The following is a 22,349-nucleotide window of genomic DNA, read 5'->3' as shown; positions in this document are numbered from 1 at the left end:
TTGTGATGACCGCTGTACTGACCGCCGACGCCTGCGCTACCGCTCCGATCGCCCGGGTGTCCGGCTGTGACTTGCAGGTTCCGCTCGTCGGGGGTGGAACCTGCGTTTACGCAAACTTCGACTACGCAGCCAGCGCCCCGGCGTTGTCGCAGGTCACGGACCGCGTCCAGGAGCTGCTGCCCTTCTACGCCAGCGTCCACCGCGGTGCCGGCTACGCCTCGCGGGTGAGCACCGAGGCCTACGAGAACGCCCGTGGATCCGTCGAGCGCTTCGTCGGCACCGACACCGACCAGGTCGTGGTCTTCACCCGCAACACCACCGATTCACTCAACCTGCTCGCCAGCTGTGTTCCCGGCGACGTCGTGGTCCTCGACATCGAGCACCACGCGAACTTCCTGCCGTGGAAGAACTCTCGCGTCGTCGAGGCCGCCGACACGGTGGCCGAGACCATCCGCCGCATCGTCGCAGAGCTGTGCGCCAAGCCCGCTGCCCTCCTCGCGATCACCGGCGCCTCCAACGTCACCGGCGAGGTCCTCCCGATCGCCGAACTCGCCGAGGTCGCCCACCGCTGTGGTGCCCGCATCCTCGTCGACGGCGCACAGCTCACTCCGCACCGCCGCGTGAACCTGGCCGAGAGCGGTGTCGACTACCTGGCGTTCTCCGGGCACAAGCTGTACGCGCCGTTCGGGGCCGGCGTCCTGGTCGGCCGTCGGGACTGGCTCGACGAGGCCGAGCCCTACCTCGCCGGTGGCGGCGCCGTGCGCGAGGTGACCGTCGACGAGACCTGCTGGGCCCCGGCCCCGGCCCGCCACGAGGCCGGCAGCCCCAACGTCCTCGGTGTCGCGGCGCTCGCTGCTGCGTGTGATGCGCTGGCCGCGTTGGACTTCGACAAGGTGGTCGAACACGAGCAGGTGCTCGCCTCCCGTCTCGCGGAGGGGCTCGCGGAGATCGACGGCGTGCAGTTGCTGCGCCTGTGGTCGGACGCCCCGGACAGCGTCGGCATCGTCACCTTCACCATCGACGGCTACGAGCCCGGCCAGATCGCCGCATACCTGTCGGCCGAGCACGGCATCGGTGTGCGCGACGGCCGATTCTGCGCCCACCCGCTGCTCAACCGCATCGGTCACGCCGGCGGTGCGGTGCGCGCCAGCCTCGGCCTGGGCACCGGCTCCGACGACGTCGAGCGGCTGATCGCCGCCGTCCGCCAACTGGTCGCCGGCGAGCAGACGTGGAACTACGGCAAGACCGACGGCCTGTGGAACCCGGTTCCGGAGACGCGTGGCTTCTCCAGCAGCACCGACGGTGCCGCCGAGTGCGTCTGACCGTCTCGGAATCGGTCTGATTCGAACTGTGGTGGGGGACAGGATCGGGGGATAGCGTGACGCGCATGCAGTCGACGCACACGCACGGGCAGTGGTCCCGCCGTCATGTCGATCTGTGCCGCACCTCCTCGGACAGCTGTACGCGCTGACGTCCCGCGCCCTCCATCAGCTGTCTTCTCCCGAGGAGTTCGTCATGTCCCACTCCGTTTTCGCCTCCGTCCCGTCCATCGCCCCGCGGCGTCCGCTGCGGGTGGCCGTCGAACTGACCGGTGCCGGGCATCATCCCGCCGCAGCGCGGATCGCCGGCAACGTCCCGCTCACCGGGCCCGACTACTGGGTCGACCTGACGGTTGGCCCCGACATCCTCGACCTCGCCGCCCGGCCCGCCGTGGTGCAGCGCATCCAGGCTGCGGATCTGCGCGACGCGCAGCAGGCCCGCGAACGGATCCGCGCCGAGGTCGCCGCCGAGGGGCGGGATCCGGACAGCGTCACCGTCCTCGTCGACATCGAGGTCCTGATCGCGCCCGATTCGCGAAGCGCGCGTACCGAACTGGCACTGCTCGACGAGACTCTCGGGGTGCCGCACCAGTCGTCGTCGCTGACGTACGTTGGGACCGCGGAGGGACTCGGGAGCCTGCTCGCCGACATCCGTGCCGCCGACGTAGCGGACGGCGTCACACTGCTGCCGCTCGCCCTCCCGAAGGTGCTCGAGCGCATAGTGGACGGAACCCTGCCCTGGCTGGAGCGTCGTGGCTTGGCGACCGCGTCGGACGCCGTCGACGAGGCGCTTTCCCGGTTCGGGCGGATTCGCCCTGCTCGCGCGTCCTGAGTTCGCCCCGTCAGCCCGGTTTGCGGGCCTCGATGAGGAACCGGGTGGAGTGGGCGACGAACGACCCCTCCGCTCGGATCCGCCGGTCGAGGTCCCGCAACCGGCCACGGTAGGCGTCGACGGTGAAGCCGGGGACGATCCAGATCGCCTTGCGCAGGAAATAGATCGCCGCGCCGACGTCGAAGAACTCCATGCGTAGCCGCTCGAACCGCAGATCCACGACCTCGAGTCCGGCGGCGTGCGCCTCTGCCACGGCCGTGTCCGGATGTCGCAGTTCTCGCGCCTCGGGCTGCGGACCGAGGAAGTACTCGGTGAGTTCGAAGGCGCTCGCCGGCCCCACGTGTTGCGCCAGATAGGTGCCGCCGGGGGCGAGCACACGGGCGATGTCCGGCCACGAGACGACGTTGGGGTGGCGACTGCTGACCAGATCGAAAGCGTTGTCCGCGAACGGTAGTGGCGGCTCGTCCGACGCGTGCACCACCACCACGCCGAGCGGGTGCAGCATCTCGGTGGCCTTCGCGAGGTTGGGCGGCCACGATTCCGTCGCGGCCGTGGTGGGAGCGATCGCCCCCGCGCCGGCGAGGACCTCTCCGCCTCCGGTCTCGATGTCGAGCGCGGCCGACGCTCGCGCGAGACGCGCACCCAGCAGACGCTGGTAACCCCAGGTCGGGCGCTCCTCGGTGGCTCGCCCGTCGAGCCACGAGAACTCCCAGCCCTCCGTCGGGGCGGCCTCCGCCTCGGCGACCAATTCGTCGAATGTGCGCTCCATGACAACGAGTTTCCCAGAGATCAGAGGGTTTTGATCAGTCCGCCGTCGATGACGAAGTCGGCTCCGGTGACGTTGCTGCAGCGATCACTGGCGAGGAACAGCACCAGATCGGCCACCTCGTCCGGGCGGGTGAATCGTCCGGTCTCGGAGCCGGCGGCGGCGGCCTCGACGACCGCTTCGGCGCTGCTGCCACTGACACGCGCGACGGTGGACGCCACCCCGTCCTCGGCCAGCCACAGCGCCGTCGTCACCGGCCCCGGACTGACGGTGTTGACCCGGATATTCTGGCCGGCAACCTCTTTGGACAGTGATTTGCAGAAGTTGGTGAGCGCGGCCTTCGCCGCACAGTAGTCCACCACCCCGGGATCCGGAAGAAACGCGTTGACCGAGCTGACGGTGACGACGGCTCCGCCGCCGCGGCGAACCATCTGGGGGAGCGCCGCACGGGTGGTGCGCACCGCGGACAGGAACGTCACCGACAGAGACGCGATCCAGTCTTCGTCGGAGACGCTCGTGAAACCACCGGTGCGTGGCGTGACCGCCCCGGCGTTGTTGACCAGGATGTCCACTCCGCCGCGTTCGGCCGCAGCCTCGACCAGCGTGACCGGGCCCTCCGCCGTGGACAGGTCACACGGCACGAACGTCACATTTCCCTGGGCCTCCAGCGATTCGAGTTCGGGAGTGCGAGTGCGAGATCCGGCGACGACGTGGCAATCCTCGGATGCCGATGCGCGCGTCACCGCCAGCCCGATGCCCTTGCTCGCGCCCGTGACCACGACGGTCTTCCCGGCCAGATGCAGGTCCATCACTTCTCGATCCTGTGGATCGGACGGTGTCGGATCCCATGCTACCGGCGTCCTGCCGAGCCAGAGGGCGCTCTTCGCGACGACAGGTGCGTGAGCGGTCCGGTTCGGGAACACTGCCCTCATGGTGGAAGTGCGTGCCGGAATCAAGAGGCAGGTCGGGGCGGTCGTCGTGCTGGCACTGACATCGGTGTTCGTGGCCGGTTGCGCACGCCCTGTCACGTGTGACGGCACGGTCACCGCCCTGCATGCCGATCCGGGTCCGTGCCTCCGATTCGGGGTGAGCACGCCCGGCGGGTCGACGGCAGTCGACGAATTCCTGACAGTTGCCCGCACCGTCGGCAAGGCGCCCAGTGTCGTCCTGTCGTTCTCCGACTTCGCTACGGCGCCGCCCATCGCCGGACTCGATGCCGTGAGCGCGTTCGGTGCCGATCCGATCGTCACGTGGGAGCCGTGGAGATGGATCGAGGGTGGCACCTACGATTCGAGCGGATTCGCGCTGCAGTCGATCGTCGACGGTGTGCACGACGACTACCTGTACCGGTGGGCGGACGAGCTCACCGCGTGGGGGAAGCCGGTGTATCTGCGGTTCGCGCACGAGCCCAACGGCACCTGGTACCCGTGGAGCGTGGCCGCAGGTACCCCCGCCGATGTCTACGTCGCGGCTTGGCGGCACGTGCACGACCTGTTCGCGACCCGACGCGCCCACAACGTCAAATGGGTGTGGTCTCCAAATGTCTCGTTCCCGGGCAGTAGCTCGACGGGCGCGACCTACCCCGGAGACGACTACGTCGACGTGGTGGGTGTGGACGGCTACAACTGGGGAACTTCGCAGCCGTGGAGTCACTGGATCGCGCCGACCGACCTCTTCGTGCCGACCATGGACGAACTGCGCCGGATCGCTCCGGGGAAACCGCAACTCGTGACCGAAGTGGGCAGCGCGGAAGCCGGAGGGTCCAAATCCGAGTGGATCCGGAATCTCGTCCGAATGATCGAGAGTCGACGCGACGTCGCCGGATTCGTGTGGTTCGATCATGACAAGGAAGCGGATTGGAGTATGGCGAGCACCCCGGAATCGGCAGTTGCACTCGCCGAGGCGTTGGGGACGAGGTATCGCTGATGACGACTGTCGGGGCGGGGATTCCGCCGGAGCTGGAACGCGACCGGCTGCGATCGCTGAAGCAACTCGAGCTCATCGACACCCCGCGCGAGGAGCGGTTCGAACGGCTCACCCGCATGGCCCGTCACGTGTTCGGTGTGCCGATGTCGAGTGTGTCCTTGATCGACCAGGATCGGCAGTGGTTCAAGTCGATTCAGGGATTGCCGTTGTCCGAGGTGCCCAGGGAGCGGACGGTGTGCCAGACGACCATCGCCCGCAGCTACGACCACGCCGAGGATCCGGCTCTCGTGTTGGAGGACGCGGCCGCGGATCCGGACTTCGCTTGGATCCCCGGTATCGGTGGCGACGGCGGTATCCGGTTCTATGCGGGGTACCCGCTCTACGGACCCGGTGGCCACCCGGTCGGCACCTTCTGTCTGTACGACACCGTTCCCCGCACGCTCGATGCCGACCAGGTCGCCGCCTTCTCGGAGTTGGCGGCGATGGTGCAGCGCGAACTGCAGTGGGCCGACGATCTGGAGCGGGCCGCGGCGATCCAACGCCAGTTGTTGCCGCGGCCGCTGTCCGGGATCGACGGCGTCGACGTTGCGGCCGTGTGCATCCCGGCGTTCGTCGTGGGGGGAGACTTCTACGACCACTATCCGATCCGCGGTGGTCTGGTGGTGACGGTCGCCGATGTGATGGGCAAGGGGATGGGCGCGGCCATCGTCGCCGCGGGCGTGCGGTCGGCCTTCCGGGGCGCGTCCCGACTGTTCGGACGGATCGACTCCGACGGTTCCGTCGCTCTCGACGCCGGGACGGCGACCACCGCTGCGGCCGAGCATCTCTCGGAGGATCTCGAGGACACCGGAACCTTCGCGACGGCGTTTCATGCTGTTCTCGACTGTGAGACCGGCACGGTGACCTACGTCGACGCCGGCCACGGCCTGTCGATGGTTCGCCGCAGTGACGGCACCGTCGAAGCCCTGGGCACGGTCGGATTACCGCTCGGCGTCGTGCAGGGCGATTCGTGGTCGGCTGATCGCATCGTGCTGGAGGACGGGGACATGCTGGTGGTGTGCTCCGACGGATTGCTCGACCTTCTCGACGGAGGCAGCGACTGTCGCGCGGTCCACCGCTTCGTGGCGGACAAACCGAACGCGACGGCCCTCGTCGAGGCAGTTCGAGCCGTCACGGCCGACGCCCCACCCCTGGACGATGTCACGGTTGTCGCGATCCGCCGGGGAGGCCGCCGATGACGGCGCTCGACACCGATGCCGCGAAGGCCACCTACCCGTCCTTCGGGTTGCGCGCGCTGATCGTGCTCACCGCCGTCCTGGGTCTGAACTACATCGTGTGGCGATGGTTGTTCTCGGTGAACTGGTCTGCTTGGTGGATCGCCGTCCCCCTGGTCGTGGCCGAGACGTACAGCCTGATCGACTCGTTGCTGTTCGGCTTGACGATGTGGCGGCTGAAGCGGCGGAAGGCGCCGCCCGAGGCCCCGCCCGGCGTGACCGTGGACGTGTTCATCACGACTTACAACGAGCCGCTCGACCTGGTTCTCGGCACCGCGGAAGCCGCGCAACGCATCCGGTACCCGCACACCACGTGGATCCTGGACGACGGAGATCGATCCGAACTCGCCGCCGCTGCAGCACGACTCGGGGTCCGCTATCTCACCCGTTCGGCAGTGTGGGCCGACAAGCCGCGGCACGCCAAGGCCGGAAACCTGAACAACGCCCTCCTGGCCACCGAGGGCGAGTTCCTACTCGTCCTCGACGCCGACCAGGTTCCCGATCCGGAGATCCTCCACCGCACGCTCGGCTACTTCCGGGACGAGAAGATGGCGTTGGTTCAGACGCCGCAGTACTTCGTGAACGTTCCACCGTCCGATCCGCTCGGCAGCCAGGCGCCGCTCTTCTACGGGCCCATCCAGCAGGGCAAGGACGGGTGGAACGCAGCGTTCTTCTGCGGATCCAATGCGGTTCTGCGCCGAGAAGCGCTGATGCAACTGGGGATCACCGGCTACGTGCGGGCGGTCGAGGACGGCGTCCGCCGGACCCTGCGCACCGCGAGCAAGGTGCTCGATCGCGCCCGGATCGAGACCGACGAACCGTCTGTACGGGCCGCTCTGGACTCGGTACGTGCGGCGGTCGTCCGCGCCCGCGAGGATCTGCGCGCCGAGATCCCGATCGCCGACGTGACGTTCGAATTCCAGCAGCGGGTGGATGCTGCCGCCCGCGCCGTCGTCGAGGCCGATGCCGATGCGATGCGCGCCGACCTGGCAGCCATCGAATCGGTACTGGGGGAATCGGATCCGGACGATGCGCCGGGGGTCCTCCTCGACGACACCGTCCTGGGTCGACTCGCGGACCGCGACTGGTCTCCGCTGGGTGCGATCGAGTCGGTGCGCCGCATGATCCGCGCGGTCGACGTCGGCCGGGACGACGAAGCGCAGCCCATGCTCCCGCTGGCGACGATCTCGGTGACCGAGGACATGGCCACCTGCATGCGGCTGCATGCGCAGGGCTGGCGGTCGGCGTACCACCACGAGGTCCTCGCCCACGGTCTTGCTCCCGAGGATCTCGGCACGATGCTGACCCAGCGGTTGCGGTGGGCGCAGGGGACGATCCAGGTGATGCTGCGCGAGAACCCGCTGGTGCAGCGGGGCCTGACACTCGCGCAGCGGTTGATGTACTGGGCCACGATGTGGAGTTACCTGTCCGGGTTCGCCGCCATCGCCTACATTGCGGCACCCGCGGTGTACCTGATCTTCGGCGTCATGCCGGTGGACGCCTACAGCTGGGACTTCTTCGGTCGGCTCGTCCCGTTCCTGGTGCTCAACCAGTTGCTCTTCTTCGTCGTCAGCAGGGGGACGCCGACGTGGCGCGGCCAGCAGTACAGCCTCGCGCTCTTCCCGGTATGGATTCGCGCGTGTACGACCGCGTTCGACAACGTGGTCCGCGGCAAGTCGCTGGGATTCGCAGTGACACCCAAGACGCGTCAGGAGCAGGGCGCGCTGCCGTGGCACCTGGTCCGCTGGCAACTGGGCGCGATGGGAATGCTCGTGGTGGCCTCCGTGATCGGGCTCGTCCAGCTCTACTTCGGTGCCACCTCGGTTCTCGGTGTCGGCGTCAACCTGTTCTGGGTGCTCTTCGACCTCGTGATCCTGAGCGTCGTGATCAAGGCGGTCCGCTACCGTGGGCCGGATTCGGAAGGAGTCAGATGAAGCGGTTCGACATCCGAACCACGGACGCGGGCGTCGTGGTCATCAGTCCACAGGGTCGTCTCAACATGACGGCGGCGCCGATCCTCCGTGAACAGTTGCGCGAACTCGTCGAGGCCGGGTCGACCAGGCTGGTGGTCGACCTGGGCCGGACCGATTTCATCGATTCATCGGGACTCGGGGCTCTGATCTCCGGCCTGAAGACGGCCCGTCAGGCCGGCGGTGACCTGCGTATCGCTGCGCCCACCGCGCAGATCGAGACGGTGCTCGAACTCACGAATCTCAATCGCGTCCTCCGCAGCCACGACAGCGCAGACAGCGCGTTCGATGCCCGGTGAGAGCTCCGGACCCGACGCGGGGAGCAGCAGCGGTGCCGGGCGTTCGCTGAGGCTGGTCACGGCCTCGGACACCCTCGACCGCATCCATGCGTTCCTGGACGAGGCGCTGGCCGGCGAGCCGGTCGACGATCTGGTGCGCATGCAGTTCGAGATCGCGGTGGCGGAGATCGCCGCGAACATCGTCGAACACACAGCACGGGACGCGCCGGTCGGTGTGCATCTCGAACTGCGCCTGCTGCCGGACCGACTCGAGGCGGAGTTCCGGGACGACGGCAGACCGGTTCGGGTCGACTTGGCGTCGGTGGCCCTCCCGGACGACCTGGCCGAACGCGGACGCGGCTTGGCGATAGCGCGCGGGGCGCTCGACGAACTGTCGTACCGGCGCGACGGCGACACCAATCGTTGGCTCCTCGTCCGGCACCGGTAGCCGGGACACCAAACCGACGGACGTCAGTCGATCGGGGTGGCCCGGTGGTAGCGGCCCTCGTGGTACAGCAGGGGAGCGGCGGAGGCCTCGGCGTCGTTCTCGTTGTGCAGGCGGGTGATCAGGCCGATCACCAGGGTATGGTCGCCGGCCGGGATCAGCTGATGGATGGTGGTGCGCATCCAGATCGGGGTGCCGTGCAGCACGGGCTCGCCGGTCTCGAGGCGCGACCACAGCGACTCGTCACTGAACCGCTGGTCCGCGCTGCGCGAGAACCGCTGCGAGAGGTGCTGCTGGTGCTCCCCGAGCAGATGCACGACAACCGAGTCGGCGGCGTGGAGCGCATTGATGCTCGACGAGTTCAGTGCGATGTTGAACGAGATGAGCGGCGGATTCATCGACAGCGACGCGAACGACGTCGCCGTGAAGCCGACCGGACCGTTCTCCGAATCGAGGGTGACGATGGTGACGCCGGCCGGGTGGCGGCGCATCGCGGCCTTGTACTCCTCGTTGCTGATGCTCTCCACGCCATCGGCGGGGACGACAGCAAGCTCGGACGCGTTCTCGACAGACTGTGACAAGGCATTCTCCGATTCGAACCTGGTGGACTGCCGCCACTATAAGGCCAGGCTCACCGGGCAACCAGGTTCTCGTTCACTGAGCGGGCAACTGCTGTTCCCCTTGCTCCGTCCGGCATCCGACCGATCAGTCCATGTCGACGGCCAGACCGGCCGTGACCCGCAGAAGTTCGGGAAACGTGCTGCGGAAGACCGTGTCGGGATGCCCGGCGGCCGCCCACAGTTCCGGGTGGGCGGCGAGCGCGGAGTCGAGATATGTCGGCAGGTTGGTGGGGTGTCCCAGCGGCGCCACACCACCGATCGGCTGCCCGGTGACCTCCCGCGCGAGATCGAGCGGGGCGCGCGTCAGGGTGCCCTGCAGACGAGCCCCGGTGGCGGCCAGGTCCACCTCGTGTGAACCCGAGACGAGCAGCAGCACCGGCTCGTCGTCCAGGAGGAAGATGAGCGACTTCACGATCGCGCCGGGATCCGCGCCCAGAGCTTCCGCAGCCTCCAGGGCGCTGCGGGTCGGTGCCGGCTGGGTGACGATGACGCCGTGGTGGCCGCGCGCGATCAACGTGTCGGCGACGTGCGCCGCATTGGGATGCAGCAGCCTGGGCATGGGTTCAGAGTAGGACTACTTCGCGGCCGGGGCAGCCGTATCGGCACTCGAACTGACGGTCCTCCGTGACCGCCACGCCGTGAAGCCGAGGAGCAGTACGGCCCCGACAGCCGTGTACAGCGCCAGCGCCACCGTGGGCTGTCCCAGCCCGACGTTGTCGAAGTACACGATGCTGCGCACCCCCTCGGTGCCCGCGCCGGGCGTGATCCACTTACCGATGGCCGCGTAGAAGCTCGGGATCACGTTGGCGCCGAACGCGCCCCCCGCGCTCGGATTGCCGAGGACCACGAACACCGCGATCGCGAGCGGCACCGCGAGGATGCCGACCGCCGCCCGCAGGCCCAGGGTGAACAGGCCGGTGGCGAAAACGACTCCCGTGCCCAGGATCCACAGCGGGAACCAGTGCCCGGCAAAGGTTCCCAGGACGTGTGTCGTGATGAGTGCGCCGAGGGCGCCCGAGACGACGGAGTATCCGAACATCACGGCGACATGTCCCCATGCCTGCCGGAGCGTCGCAGGTGCTCCGATGATCAGGCCGATCGCCGCCGCCAGCAGATAGCCGCCGACGACCCAGCCGATCGACAGGTAGAAGCCCGACAGTCCGCGGTTGTCGTGTGCCCCGACGGGGATCTCGTCGCGCACGACCAACTGGCGGTCCTGGCTCTGCGCGACCTGTCCGAAGACCGACTCGAGTGCCGAAGCGATGGAACTGCCACCCGCGCTCGCGGTGATGAGGGTGTCGGTGCCGTTCGGTTCGATCACATACGCACCCTGGATCTCGCGCTCGCGGAGCAGCTGCCGCACCTCGGCGGTGTCGACGGCGGTGCGGGCGTCGACCGGACGTCCGTCGAGCGCGTTGAGCTTGTCGACCGATTGCTGCGGTATCCCGGCGGGCACCCCCGGTCCGGCGACGACGGCGACCGAGATGTCCCGCGGTGTCGGCTGGTGGAAGGCCGCGACGTAACTGAGGATGAATCCGAGTTGCAGAGCCAGCACGCCGACGACGAGCGCGGCCATCACCTTGCGGGAGCCGAAGCGCTCGAGCGGACTGGCAGGCGCCTGGGGGACGGCGGGGGTGGTGGCGGACGACGTCGGAACGTCGGCTGTCTCGGTGGCAGGTGCGGTCACGGGTGTCCTCGGTGTCTGAGTGGTTTCGCGGTCTTGTCGATACCGTGGGTATTGAATACCCTAGGTATCGTGACTGGTAGTCGTCAAGACGAGTTGTCCGCGACTGCGCGGCCGGGGCGGGACGTGGTGCGGGCGCGGATCCTCGAGGCCGCCGCCGACGAGTTCGCCGAACAGGGCTTCGCCGGCGCCAAGCTCGCCGAGATCGCCCGCCGCGCCGGCTTCACCAAGGGGGCCGTGTACTCGAACTTCGAGTCGAAACAGGATCTGTTCGCCGAGTTGTTCGCGCAGCGCTCCCTCGACCTCGCCGGCCGCGTCCTCGCCGAGATCTCCGGCCTGGACCTCGCCCACGCGGTGGGTCGCGGCGGTGCGGAGATCGCGTCCGCGCTCACCGCTGACCCGGGATGGTCGCTGCTGGTACTCGAGTTCGGTGTCCAGGCCGGCCGCGATCCGGTCGTGAAGCAGGCATACCTGCGCGAACGTCGTTATCTGCGCGGCAAACTCGTCGAACTGATCGGCGACCGTGCTCGGGAGTGGGGGGTGGACCTCGACGTCCGCACCACCGCCATCGCCTTGATGGCCCTCATCTCCGGGCTGGTCCTCGAACACTCCGTCGACCCCGAGGAAGTGGACCAACGCGCGATGGGTGAGGTGGTGACCACCCTGTTCGCCGGAGCCGTCGCGCGGGCCACGCGGTCTCAGTAGTCCGGAAACCCGCCCTCCGGCCCCAGCATCCGTTCCAGCCGGGTCCGTGTGATCCGCGCGAGTTCCGTTGTCCGGACTTTTCGTTCGGTGTCGACGTCGTGGGTCATCCGCGCCGTCAGGTCGGCCAGCAGCGCGCGTCCGTCACGCCCGTCGGAGAACCACACGTACCGGAAGCCGAACAACTCCTCGTACGCCGCGGCGGCGTCCTCGAGGGTGTGCATGACGGCGGCATCCTCGACCCACACGGCGCACTGCTCACGGAACGAGGGTCGGCTGCGGGCCCGGGAACCGATCCGGGGATGACCCTGCAGCGCCTGCTCGATCTCCGGCTCGGACAGCGCGTGCAGTTCCGCGTCCGCGGCCGTCAGAAGCTCGGTGTACGTCCGGTATTCGCGGCCGTCGGCGATGCGCGTCGACCACGACAGGCAGCAGCAGCACTCGAAGAGCGCGTGCACCGCCCGGCGGCGGGGCAGCTCGTTGAACCGGTCGAGGCCGATTCCCTGATGCATGAGCATGTGCAACCCCTTTCGACGTCGTTGCCACCTGCGGGTACTCAGATCATGCGCGTGTCGCGGCGTGGAACGGGTCCGTGGGCGGGGGAATTTCCGCACATTTAACGACCCGCCACGGTCGCCGTGGGTGGGCCGCGCAGTGGAATCGCGACTCCGGAGCGCCGGGCCGACCGAACTGGGAGTATCGAGTACGCCCGCGACGCGATGGGACAGGAGGACGACATGCGCGTCACTCGCATAACGGCCAATCTGCATGTCCCCGAGGTCGATGGTGCCAAACGGTTCTATACCGACTTCCTCGGATTGAGCACCGAGGAGTTCGACATGGGTTGGGTCACGCGCCTCACTTCTCCCGACACCGGCGTGAGCGTCCAGCTCGTCACCGGCGACGCATCGGCGCCCGAGGATTCGGTGGTGTCGGTGCACACGACCGACGTCGACGCCGCGTACGCCGAAGCGCAGGCGGCCGGATACGAGATCGTCCATCCGCTCACCACGGAACCGTGGGGGGTGCGCAGGTTCTTCGTTCGCGCACCGGACGGCAACGTCCTCAACATCGTTCGGCATCACGAATGACGGCACTACATCCGCAACAGAGGAGCGCACATGGGTTCGGTGAATCTCGGCAAGCAGCACCCGGATGCGTACAAACAGTTGATCGCGCTCAACGGGCAGGCCGACGCCGCGGTCGAGGCGTCGGGTCTGGGCCCACTGGTCGGCGATCTCGTGAAGATCAGGATCTCTCAACTCAACGGCTGCGCCTTCTGCCTCCGGATGCACACCCGCGACGCCCTCGAGAAGGGAGAGACCACCGATCGGGTGGCCGTACTGGCGGCCTGGTGGGAATCGCAGTACTTCTCGCCGCAGGAACGGGCGGCGCTCGCGCTGGCGGAGCAGGTGACACGACTGTCGGTGCCGGACGCCCGGGCGTGGGACGACGGATCCCTCACCGACGAGCAGGTGTCGGCGATCAGTTGGCTCGCGATCGTGATGAACGCGTGGAACCGCGTCGCGATCACCAGCCACTATCCCGTCGCGCCCTGACTCTGGTGCGCCCGAGGCCGTCAAGTTACTCTTCGGTAATGACGGAACAGCAGAGCTGGAAGGCGTTCACAGTCGAGCGCAAGGACCACGTCGCGCAGGTGACGCTGATCGGACCCGGCAAGGGCAATGCGATGGGACCGGACTTCTGGGACGAGCTGCCCGGCATCTTCGCCGAACTCGACGCCGACCCCGAGGTGCGGGCGGTCGTGCTCGCCGGATCCGGCAAACACTTCTCGTTCGGGTTGGACCTGCCCGCGATGAGTGGAGGCTTCGGCGCCGTGCTCGCCGACAAGGCCCAGGCCGGGCCGCGCACCGACTTCCACAACCTCATCAAGCGGATGCAGGCCGGTATCAACGCTGTCGCGGACTGCCGCAAGCCCGTCGTCGCCGCGATCCAGGGCTGGTGCATCGGCGGCGGCGTCGACCTGATCTCGGCCGCCGACATCCGTTACGCGAGCGCCGATGCGAAGTTCAGCATCCGCGAGGTCAAGGTTGCTATCGTCGCCGACATGGGCAGCTTCGCCCGCCTGCCGGCGATCATCGGCGACGGGCATCTGCGTGAACTCGCGCTGACCGGCAAGGACATCGACGCCGCCCGCGCGGAGAAGATCGGACTGGTCAATGACGTGTTCGAGGACGCCGACGCAGTACTCGCCGCGGCCCACGCGACCGCCGCCGAGATCGCGGCCAACCCGCCGCTCGTGGTGCAGGGTGTCAAGGACGTGCTCGACCACAGCCGATCCGCGGCGGTGAACGACAGCCTGCGTTACGTGGCCGCGTGGAATGCGGCCTTCCTGCCGTCGGAGGACCTCACCGAGGCCATCACGGCGGTGTTCCAGAAGCGTCCACCCGAGTTCCGGGGACGCTGACCGCGATGTGACGAGCGACGGCGGGGGCCGGACATGACCGAGGAACCACGAGGTACCGATCCCGCCGTCGCCCCCGGGCAGCAGGCGACCTTCAGTCACCGTCAGATCCTGGCGATCCTCAGCGGCCTGATGCTCGGCATGTTCCTCGCCGCGCTCGACCAGACGATCGTCGCGACCGCGATGCGCACCATCGCCGACGACCTCGACGGCTACGCGCTCCAGGCGTGGGTGACCACCGCCTACCTGATCACCGCGACCCTCGTCACCCCGCTGTACGGAAAACTCTCCGACATCTACGGCCGCAAACAGTTCTTCATGGCCGCGATAGTCCTGTTCGTCATCGGCTCGGTGCTGTGCACCTTCGCGCAGTCGATGTACATGCTCGCGGTGTTCCGGGCGATCCAGGGCCTGGGCGCGGGCGGCCTGTTCTCCCTCGCCCTCGCGATCGTCGGCGACATCGTCTCCCCGCGCGAGCGAGCCCGCTACCAGGGCTACTTCCTGGCCGTGTTCGGCACGTCGAGCGTCCTCGGCCCGGTGATCGGGGGCCTGCTGTCGGGGCAGCCGTCGATCCTGGGAATCGCCGGTTGGCGGTGGGTGTTCCTCGTCAACGTCCCCATCGGACTGGTCGCGCTCGCCGTGGTGTGGCGGGTCCTGCACCTGCCGCCCGTGCACCGGCCGATGCGGATCGATTGGTGGGGCGCCCTGGTCCTCGCGGTAGGCCTGGTGCCGATTCTCGTGGTCGCCGAGCAGGGGCGCGCGTGGGGCTGGACCAGTCCGGAATCGTTGACCTGCTACGCGATCGGCGTCGTGGGCGTGCTGGGATTCGTCGTCGTCGAGTACTTCATGAAGGACGCGGCACTGTTCCCGCTGCACTTCTTCCGCGGCCAGACGTTCGCGCTCGGCGTGCTCATCAGCTTCCTGGTGGGTGCGGTGATGTTCGGCGCGATCACCGTCATTCCGCAGTACCTGCAGGTGGTGCAGGGCTCGAGCCCGACGCTCGCCGGATTCCAGATGCTGCCCGCAGTACTCGGCATCGCGATCGGCTCGGTGGTCTCCGGCCAGTTGATCGCCCGCACCGGCCGCTACCGGATCTTCACGATCGTCGGCGCCGTCCTCATTGCGGTGGCCGCGCTGCTGCTGCACTCGGTGACCGCGCACACCAGTCTGTACGTCTTCATGACCTTCATCTTCGTGCTCGGGCTCGGGCTGGGAAACCTGCTGCAACCGTTGACCCTCGCGATCCAGAACGCGCTGCCGCCCAAGGACATGGGCGTCTCCACCGCATCCGCAACATTCTTCCGGCAGATCGGCGGCACGCTCGGCGTCGCATTGTTCCTGTCGATCCTCTTCGCCCAGCTGACGCCGTCGATCACCACGCAACTGCAGGACGCCGCCCGGTCACCCGAATTCCAACAGGCGGTCGCGGCCGGTGCGAGCAGCCCGAACCCGGTGGAGGCCGAGATCGCTCGCGGCCTGATGAGCGGGGACCCGAGCGCCGCGAGCGCCGCGATGAACGACACGTCCTTCATCGAACAGCTGAACCCCACGCTCGCGGCCCCGTTCAAGGACGGATTCGCGATCGCCTTCGAGGCCGTCTACCCGCCGATCGTGGTCCTCGCCGTCGTGTCGCTGGTGCTGATCCTCATCTGGCGGGAAGTCCCGCTTCGGCAGAAATCGGGTGTGGACGCCGACGAGTCCGTCGACAGCTGACACGTCGGCGGCGGTTCGTCCGTCATCGGCCCTGGATGCCGATACCGTTGAGCTTCTGCGGGTTACGGACGAAGTCGATCGAGGTGACCAACCCCTCGGTGATGCCGAGCGCGACGACGCCGTCCAAAGCGTCGCCGACGAAGACCAGGAGTGCCGGGTTGTGGTTGACGACGGTGGCGCGCATGGTCTTGTGCGGTCCCTGCGCCGCGATGCCGGACAGGAAGGCGGCGATCGCCTCGGCGCCGAGGACCGGTTCGAGTGCGGCCCGGACGATGCCGCCACCATCGGCGGTGAGGACGGCATTCGGATCGAGGACGCGCAGCAGCCCTTCCAGATCTCCGGACGTCGCGGCCTCGGCGAAGGCGTCGACGACACTGCGGTGCACCGTGGGGTCGATCGTGAATCGTGGCTTGCGGGAATCGATGTGGTCGCGAGCGCGCGAGGCCAGTTTCCGACAGGCTGCGGGGTTTCGGCCCAGCGCCGTACCGATCTCGGTGAACGAGAGCCCGAACAGGTCGTGCAGGACGAACGCCGCGCGCTCGGCCGGGGCCAGCGTCTCCAGGACGACCAGCATCGCCCACGAGATGGAGTCGGCCAGGCTGACCGCGTCGGCCGGATCGGCTGCCGTCTCCACCGGCTCCGGCAGCCAGGGGCCGACATAGCTCTCACGCCGGCTCCGCGCCGAGCGCAGCACGTCCAGAGCGAGGCGGGAGGTCGTGGTGACCAGCCATCCGGTGAGTTCGTCGATCTCGTCGAGGTTGCTGCGCTGCAGGCGGATCCAGGCTTCCTGGACCACGTCCTCGGCCTCGGTCACGCTGCCGAGCAGCCCGTAGGCCACGCCGACCAGGCGTGGCCGCAGGGCGTCGAACTCGGATGCGACGGACATGTCAGCCCCACTGACCGGGGGTGTAGCCGCCTGCCGGCGTGGCCGCGATGACATTCATCCGATTGTAGGAGTTGATCAACGCGATCAACCCGACCAGCGCGGCGAGTTGGTCCTCGTCGAAGTACTTGGTGGCGTTGGTCCAGACGTCCTCCGGAACGCCGCCCGCGGCGTCGGCGATGCGGGTGCCCTGCTCGGTCAGCTCGAGCGCGGCGCGCTCCGCATCGGTGAAGACGGTGGCCTCTCGCCAGGCTGCGACGAGGTTGAGCCGCAGCGCCGACTCGCCGGCGTGGGCGGCGTCCTTGGTGTGCATGTCGGTGCAGAAGCCGCAGCCGTTGATCTGGCTGGCACGGATCTTCACCAGTTCCTGCGTCGTGGCGGGCAGCGTCGAGTCGCCGATCACCTTGCCCGCCGAGTTGATGTACTTGGTGAACTTGGCGGCAGTGGCGTTGCCGAAGAAGTCGAGTCGAGCGTTCACGGTACTTCCTCCTGATGCGTTGTTTCGCGGTCGGAGGGAGGACGGGGCGGGCGCGACTTGTGTGACCCGTTGTGAGGCAGGTCACAACATAGCCGGCCTCGTGGGGCGGCGGCTCGGCGGGCGTCAGATCCGCCGCATCACCGAGACCACCTTGCCGAGGATCACGGCCTCGTCGCCGTCGATGACCTCGTAGGCGGGGTTGCGCGGCTCGAGCAACACGTGCCCGTTACGGCGTCGCAGCACCTTCACCGTCGCCTCGCCGTCGATCATCGCGGCCACGATCTCGCCGGAGTGCGCCTCCTCCTGGCGGCGCACCACCACGGTGTCGCCGTCGCAGATCGCTGCGTCGACCATCGATTCGCCGCGCACCCGCAGGGCGAAGACGGTGCCCGAGCCGACCAGCTCGCGCGGCAACGACAGCATCTCGTCGGCGTGCTCCTCCGCGAGGATCGGAGCGCCGGCGGCGATGTCGCCGACGACCGGGACCGTCACCGTGTTCTCCGTGGACCGTCCCGGCGCCGAGCCGGTGAGGAACGGGCGCACGTCCAGCTGTCGGGTCATCGACCCGCCCCGGCGCAGGAAGCCCTTGTCCTCCAAGGCCTTCAGATGCTTCGACACCGTCGATGTGGACCGCAGCCCCACCGCGTCCGCGATCTCACGGGTACTCGGCGGGCACCCGTGCCCGTCCACCCAGTCCCGGATCGTCAGCAGGATCCGCTGCTGACGCGGCGGCAGGGTGGAAGCGTCGAGGCCGCCGAACATGTCGAGATCGTCGTAACCGGTCACCCGCCGAATCGTAGTGGGGGCGTCGGACGGCGCCGGAAGGCAGCAGAAACAGCGAGGGGCGGGACCACCATCGTGGCCCCGCCCCTCGCAGACGAACTCAGTGTCCGCCGTTCGCCTTCAGGCGCTCGACGGCCTCCGTGATGACCTTCTCGGCCTCGGCCCGACCGACCCAGTCGGCGCCCGTGACGTGCTTGTTGGGCTCGAGATCCTTGTAGTGCACGAAGAAGTGCTTGATCGCGTCCAGCTCGAACTGCGCGACATCCGCCAGATCCTGGATGTGATCCCAGCGCGGGTCGCCCGCGGGGACGCACAGCACCTTGTCGTCGCCGCCGGCCTCGTCGACCATCTTGAACATGCCGACCGGGCGGGCCTCGACGATGACGCCGGGGAAGACCGACTCGGGCAGCAGCACCATCGCGTCCAGCGGATCGCCGTCCTCGCCGAGGGTGTTCTCGATGTAGCCGTAGTCGGCCGGGTAGCCGAAGGAGGTGTAGAGGTAGCGGTCCAGCTTCACGCGGCCGGTCTCGTGGTCGACCTCGTACTTGTTGCGCTGGCCCTTGGGGATTTCGATGGTGACGTCGAACTCCACGTCATGTCCTCACTGTCTGGGTCTACTGGCTGTCTGCCTAGCCCGCCTGGATCGACGGTTCGGGAAAAGGGTAGCCGGTCGGCGATACTGTGTGATGCGGGCGCCGGAAGCAGTGGGAACTGCGCGCGAGGCGATCTGGGTGGTCCGCGGAATCAGCGGCGAGAGATTTCGGAGGGACGTTGGCGGGCGACGGGAAGAAGAAGATCGGCGCACTGGCCGGACGCCGCCGCCGAAATGTCCGGATCCTGATGTCGCTGGTCGCCGTGCTGATCGTCGCAGTCGCGGCACTGACGATCGTCCTCGTCCAGAAGGACACCTCCACCGCGGCGGACGGCGCCACCACCACCTCCGCCGAGCCGTCGCCGGTCACCGCGACGCCGCAGGTGGCACCGGTTCCCGACGACGCGCCGATGCCGACTCCGGCCGCGCTCGGTGCCGTCCTCGCCCCGCTGGTGTCGAATCCCGCGCTCGGCGCCTTCACGGGTGTCGTCGCCGACGCCCGCACCGGCACCACCTTGTGGAGTCAGAACCCCGACACTCCGATGACCCCGGCGTCCACCGCCAAGATCCTCACCGCCGCCGCCGCGATGCTGTCCCTGTCACCGGACCATCGGGTCGAGACCCGCGTCGTGCAGGGTTCGCGACCCGGCGAGCTCGTGCTCGTCGGCGGCGGCGATCCGACCCTGACGGCCCAGCCGGTCGGCCAGCCCAGCTACTACCCGGGCGCGCCCCGGATAGCCGACCTCGTCGAGCAGATCCGGCGCGCGGGTGCGGAGGTCGACAGCATCGTCGTCGACATCAGCGCCTACGCCGGCCCGACGATGGCGCAGGGCTGGATGCCCGAGGACGTCGCCGCCGGCTACATCGCGCCCATCGAGTCCGTCATGATCGACGGCGCGCGGAGCGACCCGTTCGCCGAGGAACCGCCGCGCAGCGCCACCCCGGCACTCGACGCCGGTCGTGTCCTCGCGCAGGCCCTCGGCATCGATCTCGCCCGAGTCACCGTGGGCAAGGCCGAATCCGGCGCCGCCCCCGTCGCGAGCGTGCTGTCCGCGCCGTTGCGTGACCGGCTCGGGCAGATGATGCGTCGCTCCGACAACGTGCTCGCCGAGACGATCGCCCGCGAGGTCGCGGTCGCGAAGAACTCCGAAGCCTCCTTCACCGGTGCGACGGAAGCGATCGGGAAGACGCTCTACGACGCCGGTTTCAAGACCGACGGGCTCACCCTCCACGACGGCAGCGGGCTGTCCGTCGACGACCGGGTCCCGGCCCGGCTGCAGGCCGACATCCTCACCGCGGCGGCGGGGGAGACCAAGCCGCAGCTGCGGCCGATGCTCGACGACCTGCCCGTCGCCGGTGCCACCGGCACCCTGTCCGACCGCTACGCGTCGGGCGACCGGACCGGCGCCGGCTGGGTGCGCGCCAAGACGGGAACGCTCTCGGTCGCCAGTGCGTTGACCGGGTACGTCGTCGACGTGGACGGTCGGGTACTGACGTTCGCGCTGATGTCCAACGATCGTCCGCCGGAGGTGAGCCGTCCCGCACTCGATGCGGTGGCGGGTGCGCTGCGGCTGTGTGGCTGCAGGTGAGGTAGCAGGTAGCAACCGGAAGTGGGTCGAGAGGTGACGGAGCCCGAGCACGGATTCGCGAACGCAGTGGACTGGGGTGTCGCCGCGCGCGCCGGTGCCCGCCTGGCCCCGGCCGGACCGGCCACGTCCCGCTACACCGCGGAGAGCGTCGTCGCCGAACTCGCGCAGGCGTCGATCCGCGCCGAAGGACCGGTCCGCGACGTCACGAGGCTCGCCGACGGGCTGCCGATCCCCGAGGCTCAGGTCCTCGATCGGGCCGGCTGGATCCGCGCCGCCGCGCAGTCGATGGCACAGCTCACCGGTTCCGATCTCGAGGCCGGGCAGAAGACGCTGCTGGCCGGCAAACCCGGCGGACTCCAGGCCGGGGCGATGCTGGCGTTCCTGTCGTCGGCCATCCTCGGCCAGTACGACCCGTTCACCGGTGAGCACGGCGCACTGCTCCTCGTCGCCCCCAACGTGCTGCAGGTGGAGCGCACGCTGCGGGTTCCGCCCAGCGACTTCCGGCTGTGGGTGTGCCTGCACGAGGTCACGCACCGGGTCCAGTTCTCGTCGGCGCCGTGGATGGGCGACTACATGCGCCGGTCCGTCGCCACGCTCGGCGAGGCCGCCGACGAACCGATGACCGAGATGGTCACCCGGCTCGCGGGTGCGCTGCGCGAACGCCGCCGCGACGACCTGCCCCCGGATCAGCGCGGCATCGTCGGACTGCTGCGCGCGACACAGGCCGAGCCGCAGCGGCAGGCGCTGGACCGGATGCTGATGCTCGGCACGGTGCTCGAGGGCCACGCCGACCACGTGATGGACGCCGTCGGACCCGACGTCGTGCCGTCGGTGGTCCGCATCCGCAAGGCGTTCGACGCGCGCCGTCACCGCAAGAGCAACCCCGTCCAGCGCGTCGTCCGTGCGCTGCTCGGGATCGACGCCAAGATGGCGCAGTACGTGCGCGGCAAGGTGTTCGTCGACACCGTCGTCGCCAAGGTCGGGATGGACGAGTTCAACGCGATCTGGTCCGGCCCCGACGCGCTGCCCGTCACCGCCGAGGTCGATGATCCGGACGCGTGGATCGCCCGGGTCCTCGGGTGAGCGCACCGTCCTCGCCGCCGCTGCTCCCGGAGGAGCCCGCGATTCTCGAGGTCAGGCACGCGGTGCGCGCCTGGCTGGCCCGGCACCACCCGGCGGGAGGTGTCGTCGTGGCGCTCTCCGGCGGCGCGGACTCGCTGGCGCTCACGGCGGCCGCGGTCGCCGAGGCACCGTCGGTGCGGGCCGTCGTCGTCGACCATCGCCTGCAGGACGGGTCCGCCGAGGTCGCCGCCGCCGCGGCCGCCCGCGCACTCGAGTTCGGTTGCGCCGGCGCCGACGTCGTGCCCGTCGACGTCACCGGCCCCGGGGGGCTCGAGGCCGCCGCCCGCGCTGCCCGCTACGCAGCCCTCGACGCCGCGCGCGCCGGGTGCCCGGTACTGCTCGGCCACACCCTCGACGACCAGGCCGAGACCGTGCTGCTGGGCCTCGCTCGCGGCTCCGGTGGCCGGTCGATCCGCGGGATGGCCGGCTACGACGCGCCGTGGGGTCGCCCGCTGTTGAGGGTGCGCCGCGACGTCACCCGTCGGGCGTGCGCCGAGCTGGGCCTGGTCGCGCACGAGGATCCGCACAACGCGGACCCGGCATTCACCCGGGTCCGATTGCGCACCGAGGTGCTGCCGCTGCTCGAGGACGCCCTCGGCGGCGGTGTCGCCGAGGCGCTCGCCCGGACCGCCGAACACCTCCGCGAGGACGGCGAGGTCCTCGACACACTCGCCGAACGGGCCGTCGCGTCCGCACGTGACGGAAATGACCTCGTGATCGAGTACCTGGTCGACGTTCCGGTCGCCGTGCGGCGCCGCGTCCTGCGGCTGTGGCTCCTCGACCTGGGAGCGAAGGCATTGACGGACAAGCAGTTACGTGCCGTCGACGACCTCGTCGGCCGCTGGCGCGGGCAGGGCGGCGTCGCACTCGGCGGCGGGAGAACGGGAGTCAGGTTGGTTGCATCCCGGCGGCGTGGCAGGCTGTCCGCGGGGTTCGTGAACGACTGAA

The 22,349-nt window shown here is 68.9% G+C and carries 25 protein-coding genes; 15 read left to right on the top strand and 10 right to left on the bottom strand.

Annotated elements, in window-relative coordinates; genetic code table 11:
* Positions 1-5: 5 nt before the first annotated feature.
* Both PSS76_RS14545 and PSS76_RS14540 read left to right on the top strand, forming a co-directional pair.
* Positions 6-1,322 (top strand): aminotransferase class V-fold PLP-dependent enzyme, encoded by a 1,317-nt coding sequence (locus PSS76_RS14545; protein WP_037084660.1) that lies wholly within the window; start codon positions 6-8, stop codon positions 1,320-1,322.
* A gap of 193 nt (positions 1,323-1,515) precedes the next feature.
* Positions 1,516-2,151, top strand: a complete 636-nt coding sequence (locus tag PSS76_RS14540; RefSeq protein WP_337109686.1) for an LLM class flavin-dependent oxidoreductase — start codon at positions 1,516-1,518, stop codon at positions 2,149-2,151.
* Positions 2,152-2,161: 10 nt separating this feature from the next.
* Here the strand turns inward: PSS76_RS14540 and PSS76_RS14535 are convergent, their stop codons facing one another.
* Entirely contained in the window at positions 2,162-2,920 is a 759-nt protein-coding gene (locus PSS76_RS14535) for a methyltransferase domain-containing protein (RefSeq protein ID WP_084980272.1), read from the bottom strand.
* A gap of 20 nt (positions 2,921-2,940) precedes the next feature.
* A complete protein-coding gene (locus PSS76_RS14530; protein WP_022593925.1) occupies positions 2,941-3,726 on the bottom strand; it encodes an oxidoreductase in 786 nt (261 codons plus the stop codon).
* A gap of 121 nt (positions 3,727-3,847) precedes the next feature.
* Here PSS76_RS14530 and PSS76_RS14525 point away from each other — a divergent pair, with 121 nt between their 5' ends.
* Genes PSS76_RS14525 through PSS76_RS14505 form a run of 5 tightly spaced genes read left to right on the top strand, consistent with a single transcriptional unit; the run spans position 3,848 to position 8,813 of the window.
* Complete coding sequence (locus PSS76_RS14525; protein ID WP_175271621.1) at positions 3,848-4,843, top strand: glycoside hydrolase family 26 protein; 996 nt, start codon at positions 3,848-3,850, stop codon at positions 4,841-4,843.
* The gene (locus PSS76_RS14520) at positions 4,843-6,081 is read left to right on the top strand and encodes a PP2C family protein-serine/threonine phosphatase (RefSeq protein ID WP_286461122.1); all 1,239 of its coding nucleotides are present in this window, start codon (positions 4,843-4,845) and stop codon (positions 6,079-6,081) included. Before PSS76_RS14525 ends, PSS76_RS14520 begins: the two co-directional genes overlap by 1 nt.
* A complete protein-coding gene (locus PSS76_RS14515) occupies positions 6,078-8,051 on the top strand; it encodes a glycosyltransferase family 2 protein (protein WP_337456280.1) in 1,974 nt (657 codons plus the stop codon). Before PSS76_RS14520 ends, PSS76_RS14515 begins: the two co-directional genes overlap by 4 nt.
* Positions 8,048-8,386 carry an STAS domain-containing protein gene (locus PSS76_RS14510; RefSeq protein WP_005515778.1) on the top strand — a complete coding sequence of 113 codons (339 nt, stop codon included), beginning with the start codon at positions 8,048-8,050 and terminating at the stop codon, positions 8,384-8,386. The genes PSS76_RS14515 and PSS76_RS14510 overlap by 4 nt, the downstream gene beginning before the upstream one ends.
* Positions 8,376-8,813: an ATP-binding protein gene (locus tag PSS76_RS14505; RefSeq protein ID WP_022593932.1), complete on the top strand. Its 438-nt coding sequence runs from the start codon at positions 8,376-8,378 to the stop codon at positions 8,811-8,813. Before PSS76_RS14510 ends, PSS76_RS14505 begins: the two co-directional genes overlap by 11 nt.
* A 23-nt stretch (positions 8,814-8,836) precedes the next feature.
* On the opposite strand, the gene PSS76_RS14500 is transcribed toward PSS76_RS14505, so the two are convergent.
* From PSS76_RS14500 to PSS76_RS14490, 3 genes are all read right to left on the bottom strand, one after another.
* Positions 8,837-9,391, bottom strand: a complete 555-nt coding sequence (locus PSS76_RS14500) for a flavin reductase family protein (protein ID WP_005515775.1) — start codon at positions 9,389-9,391, stop codon at positions 8,837-8,839.
* 124 nt (positions 9,392-9,515) lie between these two features.
* Positions 9,516-9,989, bottom strand: a complete 474-nt coding sequence (locus PSS76_RS14495) for a YbaK/EbsC family protein (RefSeq protein ID WP_013414765.1) — start codon at positions 9,987-9,989, stop codon at positions 9,516-9,518.
* A 15-nt stretch (positions 9,990-10,004) separates the two neighbouring features.
* Positions 10,005-11,117: an ABC-2 transporter permease gene (locus PSS76_RS14490; RefSeq protein WP_064059614.1), complete on the bottom strand. Its 1,113-nt coding sequence runs from the start codon at positions 11,115-11,117 to the stop codon at positions 10,005-10,007.
* A 69-nt stretch (positions 11,118-11,186) separates the two neighbouring features.
* On the opposite strand from PSS76_RS14490, the gene PSS76_RS14485 reads away from it, so the two are divergent.
* On the top strand, positions 11,187-11,819 hold the full coding sequence (locus PSS76_RS14485; RefSeq protein WP_044990433.1) for a TetR/AcrR family transcriptional regulator: 633 nt from the start codon (positions 11,187-11,189) through the stop codon (positions 11,817-11,819).
* Here PSS76_RS14485 and PSS76_RS14480 read toward each other — a convergent pair.
* On the bottom strand, positions 11,813-12,334 hold the full coding sequence (locus tag PSS76_RS14480; protein WP_084986152.1) for a 2-oxo-4-hydroxy-4-carboxy-5-ureidoimidazoline decarboxylase: 522 nt from the start codon (positions 12,332-12,334) through the stop codon (positions 11,813-11,815). The genes PSS76_RS14485 and PSS76_RS14480 overlap by 7 nt on opposite strands.
* A 219-nt stretch (positions 12,335-12,553) precedes the next feature.
* Here PSS76_RS14480 and PSS76_RS14475 point away from each other — a divergent pair, with 219 nt between their 5' ends.
* Genes PSS76_RS14475 through PSS76_RS14460 form a run of 4 tightly spaced genes read left to right on the top strand, consistent with a single transcriptional unit; the run spans position 12,554 to position 15,954 of the window.
* Positions 12,554-12,907, top strand: coding sequence for a VOC family protein (locus tag PSS76_RS14475; RefSeq protein ID WP_175271622.1), 354 nt, complete (start codon positions 12,554-12,556; stop codon positions 12,905-12,907).
* Between the two features lie 30 nt (positions 12,908-12,937).
* Positions 12,938-13,375 (top strand): carboxymuconolactone decarboxylase family protein, encoded by a 438-nt coding sequence (locus PSS76_RS14470; RefSeq protein WP_337456278.1) that lies wholly within the window; start codon positions 12,938-12,940, stop codon positions 13,373-13,375.
* Positions 13,376-13,413: 38 nt separating this feature from the next.
* On the top strand, positions 13,414-14,244 hold the full coding sequence (locus PSS76_RS14465; RefSeq protein ID WP_013414769.1) for a crotonase/enoyl-CoA hydratase family protein: 831 nt from the start codon (positions 13,414-13,416) through the stop codon (positions 14,242-14,244).
* Positions 14,245-14,277: 33 nt separating this feature from the next.
* The gene (locus PSS76_RS14460; RefSeq protein ID WP_005515765.1) at positions 14,278-15,954 is read left to right on the top strand and encodes an MDR family MFS transporter; all 1,677 of its coding nucleotides are present in this window, start codon (positions 14,278-14,280) and stop codon (positions 15,952-15,954) included.
* Positions 15,955-15,976: 22 nt separating this feature from the next.
* Here the strand turns inward: PSS76_RS14460 and sigJ are convergent, their stop codons facing one another.
* The 4 genes from sigJ to PSS76_RS14440 all read right to left on the bottom strand — a co-directional run bounded on the left by sigJ (position 15,977) and on the right by PSS76_RS14440 (position 18,690).
* Positions 15,977-16,840, bottom strand: coding sequence for an RNA polymerase sigma factor SigJ (sigJ, locus tag PSS76_RS14455; RefSeq protein ID WP_337456277.1), 864 nt, complete (start codon positions 16,838-16,840; stop codon positions 15,977-15,979).
* A 1-nt stretch (position 16,841) separates the two neighbouring features.
* Positions 16,842-17,315, bottom strand: coding sequence for a carboxymuconolactone decarboxylase family protein (locus tag PSS76_RS14450; protein ID WP_013414772.1), 474 nt, complete (start codon positions 17,313-17,315; stop codon positions 16,842-16,844).
* 123 nt (positions 17,316-17,438) lie between these two features.
* A complete protein-coding gene (lexA, locus tag PSS76_RS14445) occupies positions 17,439-18,101 on the bottom strand; it encodes a transcriptional repressor LexA (protein ID WP_005515762.1) in 663 nt (220 codons plus the stop codon).
* Positions 18,102-18,198: 97 nt separating this feature from the next.
* Entirely contained in the window at positions 18,199-18,690 is a 492-nt protein-coding gene (locus tag PSS76_RS14440; RefSeq protein ID WP_005515761.1) for an inorganic diphosphatase, read from the bottom strand.
* Between the two features lie 179 nt (positions 18,691-18,869).
* Between PSS76_RS14440 and dacB the strand changes: the two genes are divergently transcribed.
* The 3 genes from dacB to tilS are packed head-to-tail and all read left to right on the top strand — an operon-like array spanning position 18,870 to position 22,348.
* Positions 18,870-20,279, top strand: coding sequence for a D-alanyl-D-alanine carboxypeptidase/D-alanyl-D-alanine endopeptidase (gene dacB, locus PSS76_RS14435; protein WP_081205617.1), 1,410 nt, complete (start codon positions 18,870-18,872; stop codon positions 20,277-20,279).
* Positions 20,280-20,312: 33 nt separating this feature from the next.
* Entirely contained in the window at positions 20,313-21,362 is a 1,050-nt protein-coding gene (locus PSS76_RS14430; protein ID WP_005515757.1) for an Rv3626c family coenzyme F420 biosynthesis-associated protein, read from the top strand.
* Entirely contained in the window at positions 21,359-22,348 is a 990-nt protein-coding gene (gene tilS, locus PSS76_RS14425) for a tRNA lysidine(34) synthetase TilS (protein ID WP_260985173.1), read from the top strand. The genes PSS76_RS14430 and tilS overlap by 4 nt, the downstream gene beginning before the upstream one ends.
* Position 22,349: the final 1 nt, after the last annotated feature.

Origin of the sequence: Prescottella sp. D32, from assembly GCF_037287305.1 — a bacterium.
Lineage (GTDB): Bacteria > Actinomycetota > Actinomycetes > Mycobacteriales > Mycobacteriaceae > Prescottella > Prescottella equi.
Note: the sequence above shows the minus strand (reverse complement) of the source record. Positions and strands in the feature narration are given on the sequence as shown.